Genomic DNA, 8320 nt, shown 5'->3' with positions numbered 1-8320 from the left:
CGCCTCGGCTCGCAGGACAAGCTCACCATCCGCGTCGCCGAATGGCAGACCGTGGAAGGCACATTCCGTGACTGGTCGGCGGTGAATGGCGAGTACACGGTCGGTCCATCCGGCACGCTGTCGGTGCCGTTCGCCGGCGAACTGCCGGCCTCCGGCAAGACCACGTCCGAAATCGCAACGGCGATCGGCGAGGCTTTGCAGAAAAAACTCGCTTTGTCAGACAGACCGGAAGCCTCGGTCGAGATGGCGCAGTTCCGGCCATTCTACATTTCGGGCGAAGTCCAGAACCCCGGCCAGTTTCCATATGTGCCTGACCTGACAGTGTTGAAGGCCATCAGCGTCGCCGGAGGCATCCGGCGAAACGCCGACTACGGACCTCAACTCGGCAAGGACTTGGTTACCGCCAAGGGCAATTTCGATGTCTCCGACGACCAGCGCATTCGGCTGATCGTCAGGCGCGCCCGCATCGACGCGGATATGGCCGGCAAGGCCAGTTTCGACGTGCCTAAGGAGGTCGAGGGCGATCCGAGACTGCCAGCCATCGTCGCGGACGAAATGACTATCCTGACAGCGGACCAAAAGGCGCTGAAGCTGAAGCTTGAAGCGCTCGACGATCTCAAAGGGGTTTTGGAATCCGAGATCGAATCGCTGCAGAAGAAGATCGTCAACCAGCAGCAGCAGGTCGACTTGGCGCAGCAGCAGCTCGCCAGCATCGGCCCGCTAGCGCAGAAAGGCCTGATCGCCAACGCCCGACTGCTGGATTCGCGCCAGTCGGTTGCCGACCTGCAGGGCAAGATCCTGGACTACGAAACCGCCATCCTCACCGCCAAGCAGTCGATCAGCAAGGCGAAGCAGGACGCCATCGATGCCCAGAACACCTTGAGTTCAAACCTCGCTACCGCCCGGCAGCAGACCGAAGCCGACCTGAACGAAGCCGCGCTGAAGGCGAATATGCAGAAAGGCCTGATAGCCCAGGCTACCGATCCCGCGACTGTGGCCGCCATGACAAATGATCAGCAGCCCGCCCTGCTTTATTCACTGGTGCGCAATGTCGACGGCAAGACCAGCGAAATCGCCGCCAAGGAAGACACACTCGTGCTGCCTGGCGATGTGATCAAGGTCAAGCTGGCGCCGCTGGCCAGCCAGTAGCCCACAGCCCGATACCATCCAGCATCTCAATCCGTCCCGTGAGGGGCGGATTTTTGCTGAGCACCATGCTTGCCAGGCGAAGGCTTCCCGCTGCCCTGACTTCAACCCGCGAGTTGATTGCTTATGACGACCCAGCGGCCGCCGGACGGCCGGCATGCCGGGGCCAATCAGCTTCACCCGTGGCCGCATCCGCCGGCGCCTGCGACCGCCGCGTGCGGGTAGTAACGGGCAGCCGCGCCAGCTTGAAGAAACTGTAGTACATCAAGAAGGAACCCGTAAAATAGGGGTTGAGTATCTCGACCTCGACGAAGGAACGAATCAGCAGCAGCACCATCACGCCGGCGAGGATCACCGGCTCGGCCCGCCATGTCTTGAAGACCACCGCCGACACGTGGCCGTAGAGCGTGCGCAGCACGATCAGCGATACCAGCGTCGCTCCGACGAAGCCGAGTTCGACAAGAGCCTCGATATAGGTGTTGTGGAAGTGGAAGCCGGTGCGGGTGGTGATGTAGAACTCGTTCCACAGCCGCTCGGCTTCGGCGAAGCCCTGCACCCAATAGGCGGCATAGCCGACGCCGAGAATCGGCGATTTCTGCACGGCATTCCAGCCCTGCTCCCACAGATAGGTCCGTCCGGTGAGCGTCGAATCCTTGCCGAAGAGGCCGAGGACGAAGTCCATCAGCCCGAGATTCAAGGCGACAAAGGCAGTCACGACCAGCAGACCGGCGCCGATCAGGAAAATCACCCGGCGGTAGCGCCGTGACAAAATTTTGCTCATCGCAAGAAGCGTCACCAGCGCCAGAACCGCCGGTATAGAGGCCATCGAGGTGGCGGAATGCGAGACGAACAGCAGATAGGCCGACAGCAGAATGAGAGGCGCTGTAAGCATGAGGCTCAGCCGGCCGCGCCTGTAAAAGGCAAGGAACACCACGCTGAAATATATGCCGAGCGAGGCGACAAAACCGAGCTGGTTCTTGGAGGCAAACGCGCCGACGAAATTGTAGGTGCCGTCGAGAACATCGTCGGAATAATTGCCGACCCGCAACGAATACAGCAGGATGAAGAAAATCCCGACCAGGGCGCCTATCGTCAATGCGCGCACGCTGACGGTGCGCGCCGCGATATAGGCACAAGCGATATGAGAGAGATATTGGAACGCCGTCCTTGCCGTGATGCCCGGCGCAACCGACCAGAAAATCGAGAAGCAGACATAGGCGGCAAACAGCAGCGGCAGCCAGGCGCTGGACAGATGCCGCAGAAACCGCCGGTAGTCGACCATGACGAGTGGAAGCCAGACCGCGTAGTAGGCCAGGATCAGCACCTGGCCGAAAATGAACGAATAGGAAAACGCCCAGATCGAGACGGCTACGGCAAAGGCGCCATAGACCGAGTTCTTCTCGGGATCGACCAGCAGGGACTTTGGAATCTTCATCTCAGAGTCCCGCCGACACGACCCAGTGCCGGCAAGCCATGAGCCGGCCGGATTTTTCGCAGACATGGGCGTGCAATAAACGGCTTCTCCATTGTGCAGTGCAATATAACCTATCGCGCCCGGCGCTCAATGGCAAATCCGGTCAACTTATCTTACGCGAATTGGCCAAGCGGCGGATACCGAGTCGTCGCACCTTGGAACAGGGCGATCCGTCACAAATCCAGAGGCAGTGGGCGGCCTGTTCCCATCGCGAGTCAGATATGATTTTCGGTTTTCCTGAGCGTCGAGGAGGCTTGCCTACGGGCTGCCAAGCCATTGAAGAGAGCCTGCGCGGGTCGCTCGATCATTGTATAAAGGACAATGGATACCGCTATGGACAGCGCGCATGCCACGATGCCGGCCAGCCCCTGCGCCATCAGCCCTGACTGATGCGGTAGCAGTTTGCTCGCCAGCTGGATCACATAGGGGTGCGAGAGGTAGAGCGAGTATGATGCATCTCCGAGCAAAACCAGAAATGTTATCGCGCGCGTCCGGGGGGGCGACCAAGACAAAGCGGCGGCGGTTAAAACCACGGCAGGGACGCCGTTCGCCAGAAGCCAGGGCAAATCAGGTATCATTTGCCGAATGGCTATTGTCGCCACGAAAATCGCAAGCATAAGCCACGTACGTCCCACGAAAAGCTTCGCACTATGCACATATGCCAGGTAAAGTAAGATGCCAAAAACAAATTCCAGCATCAGCGGATTTGTATAAAAGCGCCAAGCGACGTTTTCACTCTGGATGAATTGACCCATCGCCACGAGAACTACTATGAACATGGATGGCGACAGTGGGCCGCGCAGGCCGCAAGCTATGCACGCAGCATATATTGCATAGAAGAACATCTCATAATTGAGGCTCCAGCCGAGAAAGAGCAGCGGCTGAATCGAACCGTCGACCTTTTCGAACGGGATGAAGAACAGTGATTTCAGGATCGTTTCGCCGCTCACGACGGTCGAATTCAGCAGACCGGGTTTCATCAGCGCAATCAACACGATACCTGCCGTCAGCGTCCAATAGAGCGGAACGATACGAACTATGCGGCGGCGACAGAATTGCCAGGCGCCTTTGGCCTCATCGGTGGTGTAAGCGATTATAAATCCACTGATTACGAAGAATATATCAACGCCTGACGCTCCGAATCCAAAGATATTTTCCTTAAGACCAAACTCTATTTGAAAACCGCTTCCAATATGGAACAATACCACCGCAAAAGCGGCGACGAACCTTAGAACTTGGAGCCCGAGCAGCTTGCGACGAACATTGGTGCTGTCCGGCAGCACCGTTGGTGATTCTACGCCAACCGTCGAAGCTACAGTCATTTTGTCTCTTCCCAGCCAAGGTCCGCTTTCACACGGGCCTCAAGTTCATCGGCCATATGACCCTGGCCGATTTCATTTGGATGCGAGTCGCAGCCGCGTGAAGCAACTCCTCCCGGACTGTCGAATCGTATCAGAGCAATTTTTCTTTCACCCGCGGCACGACGGACCGCCACGGCCTTGTTCACGGCCGACACCGCGGCATCGAGGTCGGCGCCCCAAAGCATCGGGCCGATACCGGCATAGATCATTGCGCCAGGCGCGTTGGCGCGCAATTGGGCAAGCAAGTCCGCGTAGCGTGCGACAAAATCCGGCGGCCGCGCGCCACCACTGAAATCGTTGCTGCCGAGATGCACGACAATGACATTGGTATCAGGCAGTTGCTCCCGGTCAGGACGTGACGGCATCAGTCGCGTGTAGAGGTCGCGCATCGTTGCGTTGGTGCTGCCATCATAATTGCGGACAAGGCCCTTCCCGGATGCTGCAAGCGTCGTAACGTCTGCTCCAAAGCGGCGCGCCACGACTGCGGCAAAGGTCAAGTACTGGTTCTCGGTATCGGCGCTAAACCGGCATTTGGCGTCCTTGCCCTCGACGCCGTAACCCGCCGAGATGGAGTCGCCGATGACTAAAAAGCTGCGGGTTTTCGGCTGCGGCGGCAGAAAAGATCCGTCGGTCCGGATATCCTTGAGAACAGTCGCGCCGAATGACGCTTCGGTTCGGCGGACAAGACGCACGGCGTGCCGGGCGGCCACCGTATCCAATACGACTCTGTAGGTGTGTTCGCCCTTCTTCAAGTCAAGGCGGGATACAGCACCGTCAACATCAACGACCATGCTGTTGCGGCCTGTGTCGTCAAGCACTACGTCGAGCCATGCCCCTTGGAATTCAACCTCGATGGCAGTTCCCGGCCATTCAAATGTGGCTTGGGTTCCGGTCGCCAAAAAGCGACCAACCAGCCGCGCGCTGTGCAACTCCGATTCCCCGGCAAGCGCACAGCGATCAGTGAGCCCATTTAACCCAGCTGCCGCCAACACTGCTATCAGGAATGGCCGAAGACCGGCTACTTTCATCTAGAGTCAGCCTGTGAGAATGGCGAGTGCTACAAGAGCAGTAAACACCTTTTCTCGCAGATGCGAAAGAACTTTTCGCACATGCGAGATGCAGGGCGCGTGCGAAAAATCCGTCCTAAGGCGGTCGTCGCAAGCGGAAGCGCCCCGCCTGATGCCGGCGCCTTTTTAGACACTGGTCCTTTTCAGTCCCCGTCAGTTGGACTTTCGCAAGCACCCCGCTGGAGCGCTACCAAAGCGCTCCGCCGGTGATCTGGATGTTCTCCATGGTGATGCCCTTGGCGAGATCGGAGCACAGGAAGACCGCCAGTGCGGCGATCTCCCGCGGCTGCAGCAGGCGCTGCTGCGGGTTGCCCCTGGCGATCTCGGCCATCGCTTCCTCTGGCGTGCGCCCCTTGCCTTCGCGCTCCACGACCTGCGCCACATTGCGGCGCATCAGTTCGGTCTCGACCCAGGTCGGGCTGATCATAACGCAGGTGACGCCATGCGCCGCCCCTTCCAGCGCCACGCAGCGGGTGAGACCCAGCAGGCCGGCCTTGGACGCGCAGTAGGCCGGGTTGTCCTTCCACCCGACCAAGGCGGCCGTCGAGCCAATGTTGACGATGCGGCCCCAGCCGCGCTCGATCATACCCGGCAGCACGGCACGCGTGACGCGGAAGGCGCCGGTCAGGTTGGTGTCGACGATCTTGTCCCAAAGCGCGTCGGAATGGCCGCAGACCGGCTGCTCGGCGGTGGTGCCGGCGGCGTTGACCAGAATGTCGGCGGGGCCGATGGCCGTCTCGGCGTCAGCCGCGAAACGGTTGGTGACGTCGCTGTCGCGAACGTCAAGGTGTGCGGCGTGAACTTTCGTTCCATGAGCGGCAAGGGCCGAGCGCACGCGCTCGATCTCGTCGGCGGCCGGATAGTAGGCGGCATCGGATCTGTCGGCGCCGGCAGGCGCGATGTAGGAGCCGACGGCGACATTGGCCCCAGCCTCGGCCAAAGCCGTGGCAATGGCGAAGCCCATGCCCGAGAAACCGCCGGTCACGATGGCGCTACGGCCGGAAAGGTTGTTCATGGCGCACGGTCTCCGCTTCGTTTGGGCAGGCAATCAGTCCTGACCGGATTTGGCAATCACAGCGGCGCAGCCTCCATCGACGAGCGTTCAGGACCCCTGAAGCGGTCTGCCCAGCCATTCGCGATAAAAGCCTTCGAGGTCGGGTTCGAAATCATACACGATGGGATAACCGGGTGCCGCCGCCTCGACCTCATGCAGCGTCCCGCACTCCGGGCAGATGAACTCCCGGATTTCCATCCATTCGGGATCAGGGAGATCGCTGTTGGGATAGATCTCGCGCAAAGCCTCCTCGGTGTTGCGCACGTTAATCACGGCGTTGAGCTTCCAGTTCTTCCGATAGTCGCCGAAGGAGTGGCCGCATTCGCAGCGGGTAATGCGCTCATCGCCACTCTGGCAGATGAACAGATGGTCCGAGACCGGCAGCAGGATCGGGTCCTTCCAGGCGACACGATCCTGATAGACGGCAACCATCTTGAAGAAACGGTCGTCATCCTTGTAGGCACTCATGATGCGCCTTGTCTGCGGCCAGGGCAGCTTGCCGGCGGCCAGATCGCCCAGAACTTCCTTGCTGTATGAGGTCATGGCTTGGCTCCCGGCGTGAAGATCGATTTGGCGTCGACGTTCCAGAAATCGCTGAATTCCTTGGTGAAGCGCGACGACAGCTTGATCGCGCTGGCGTACATTTTCTTCACTTCGGGCGCGAAGTCGGCCTTTCCGACGCGGCCACGCTCCTTGGCGATCCAATCCGCCACCGGAATCGCCTTAGCCAGGCGCTCTTTGCGCATGGCGGCGCGGCGTTCGACCGTGGCGTCGATATCGGCGACGGGATAACCGTCTTCATCGTCCTTCAGCACAATGCCGAAAACCTGGTCCGCCGCTTCACGGGTGAGAAAGCCGTTCTCGACATCCCATGCCGTCTTGATCGGATCGCGCTCCAGCACGTCGCCATAGCCACCGCCGCCATTGTAGGAATGGCTGAAGATGTCGCCGGATTTGTGCGGCGAGGTGATGTAGGGGCCTTCGACCACGACATGGTCGCCGCCGATGTTCTTCTCGTAGTCGGAGACGTCAGGGTCGATGCCGGGCGAATGCGCCAGCGGTTCGCCTTTTGCCGCCAGTTCGTGAATGTCTGAGTTGCGCACCGCGCGATGCTTCTGGCAGGTCGGCGCCGGATAACCACCGCACATGCCGCCATTGTCGAACACGCGCGAGGAGTGCTCGGAGGTGTGGAGCCGCAGATGTGAGGTCTTGTTGATCAGCCAGGTCGAGACGAAGGAACAGCCACCGCGATATTTACCGGCGCCGCCGGAATTCGGCACGATCGAACGGCCGATATAGACCATCGGCATCGACTGTTCCCAGACCTCGATGTTGCCCATGTCGGATTCCGGGTTCCAGCCGACATAGGCGGTGTCGAGACCGTCCTTGATGGCGAGCGCCCCGGACCCGGCGGCAGCGCACTCGAAATGCGCCATGCCGAACGGCGTGCCGTATTGGCTTTCGCCGCCCATCTCGATCATCGGGCTGTTGACCTGGCCGACAAAGGCCTCCTCGACGAAGCCGCGCGCGACAAAACTGCGCGACAAAAGCCGTTGGAAAACACCGTAGGCCGGCAGCAGCAGCGCCCATGAGGTGGCGGTGGCCACCATCTCGTTGTCGGGGTTGGTCCAGGTGCCGTGCGGCAGTTTCAGTTCGGTCGCCATCCAGGCACCGTCATTGACCAGGCCTTCGAAATTCATGTGCTGGGTCAGCGTCACGAACATGCCGCCATCCATGCCGGCCGGCGTGCAGTTCATCGAATGGTAGCCCCAGGGCTGCGTGCCCTCGAAGTCCATGGTGATCTTGCCGTCTGACGTGATCTCCATCTCGATCGGGATGTTGTAGAGCCAGTCGGGATCGCCGAGCAGCTGGAAGCCGGGCTTTCCCGCCGTGACATGGCCGTAGAACGTGTGGCCGCGGTAGATGCCGGGCACGGTGAGCTGGCGGGTGCGGGCGAGCTGGGCGCGGCGACCTTCCTCGATGAACTCCTTCGACACCTTCATCCAGTAGTCGAGGCCGATCTCGGAGATCAGCTGCTTGACGCTTTCGCGCATGTCGATGCAGGAGGCGACCTTGGCCTTCTCGTCGAGCACCCAGTAGATCGGCATGCGCAGATTGCGCTCGCAGCGGATGACGTAGTCGCGCCGGATCTCGTCATTCTCGCCGATCTTCTCGGCGCAGACGAACAGGCCTTCGGTGAAGCGCTCCTGCTCCAGGC

At 60.3% G+C, this 8320-nt stretch carries 7 protein-coding genes; 1 reads left to right on the top strand and 6 read right to left on the bottom strand.

Features of this window, described 5'->3' with window-relative positions; all coding sequences use genetic code 11:
- The coding region (locus ENZ74_RS13535) for a polysaccharide biosynthesis/export family protein (protein WP_127312810.1) at positions 1 to 1149 on the top strand (1149 nt) is incomplete at its 5' end.
- A gap of 121 nt (positions 1150 to 1270) precedes the next feature.
- On the opposite strand, the gene ENZ74_RS13530 is transcribed toward ENZ74_RS13535, so the two are convergent.
- From ENZ74_RS13530 to ENZ74_RS13505, 6 genes are all read right to left on the bottom strand, one after another.
- Positions 1271 to 2581, bottom strand: coding sequence for an O-antigen ligase (locus ENZ74_RS13530; RefSeq protein WP_063169877.1), 1311 nt, complete (start codon positions 2579 to 2581; stop codon positions 1271 to 1273).
- A 254-nt stretch (positions 2582 to 2835) separates the two neighbouring features.
- A complete protein-coding gene (locus ENZ74_RS13525; protein WP_024501842.1) occupies positions 2836 to 3942 on the bottom strand; it encodes an acyltransferase in 1107 nt (368 codons plus the stop codon).
- Positions 3939 to 5009 (bottom strand): SGNH/GDSL hydrolase family protein, encoded by a 1071-nt coding sequence (locus ENZ74_RS13520; RefSeq protein ID WP_082826634.1) that lies wholly within the window; start codon positions 5007 to 5009, stop codon positions 3939 to 3941. The genes ENZ74_RS13525 and ENZ74_RS13520 overlap by 4 nt, the downstream gene beginning before the upstream one ends.
- Positions 5010 to 5235: 226 nt before the next feature.
- Positions 5236 to 6063, bottom strand: a complete 828-nt coding sequence (locus tag ENZ74_RS13515; RefSeq protein ID WP_013528123.1) for an SDR family NAD(P)-dependent oxidoreductase — start codon at positions 6061 to 6063, stop codon at positions 5236 to 5238.
- 87 nt (positions 6064 to 6150) lie between these two features.
- The gene (locus ENZ74_RS13510; RefSeq protein WP_063169875.1) at positions 6151 to 6645 is read right to left on the bottom strand and encodes an acetone carboxylase subunit gamma; all 495 of its coding nucleotides are present in this window, start codon (positions 6643 to 6645) and stop codon (positions 6151 to 6153) included.
- A partial coding sequence (locus ENZ74_RS13505; protein ID WP_127312809.1) for a hydantoinase B/oxoprolinase family protein occupies positions 6642 to 8320 on the bottom strand: 1679 nt, incomplete at its 5' end. The genes ENZ74_RS13505 and ENZ74_RS13510, both read right to left, overlap by 4 nt.

It is taken from the genome of Mesorhizobium sp. M7A.F.Ca.CA.002.15.2.1 (assembly GCF_003998715.1).
GTDB classification, from domain to species: Bacteria; Pseudomonadota; Alphaproteobacteria; order Rhizobiales; family Rhizobiaceae; genus Mesorhizobium; species Mesorhizobium ciceri.
This window is presented reverse-complemented; position numbering and strand designations above follow the sequence as displayed.

Coding starts and splice junctions, on each gene's coding strand:
- ENZ74_RS13530 (WP_063169877.1), bottom strand. CDS start 2,581: ATGAAGATTCCAAAGTCCCTGCTGGTCGATCCCGAGAAGAACTCGGTC.
- ENZ74_RS13510 (WP_063169875.1), bottom strand. CDS start 6,645: ATGACCTCATACAGCAAGGAAGTTCTGGGCGATCTGGCCGCCGGCAAG.
- ENZ74_RS13525 (WP_024501842.1), bottom strand. CDS start 3,942: ATGACTGTAGCTTCGACGGTTGGCGTAGAATCACCAACGGTGCTGCCG.
- ENZ74_RS13515 (WP_013528123.1), bottom strand. CDS start 6,063: ATGAACAACCTTTCCGGCCGTAGCGCCATCGTGACCGGCGGTTTCTCG.
- ENZ74_RS13520 (WP_082826634.1), bottom strand. CDS start 5,009: ATGAAAGTAGCCGGTCTTCGGCCATTCCTGATAGCAGTGTTGGCGGCA.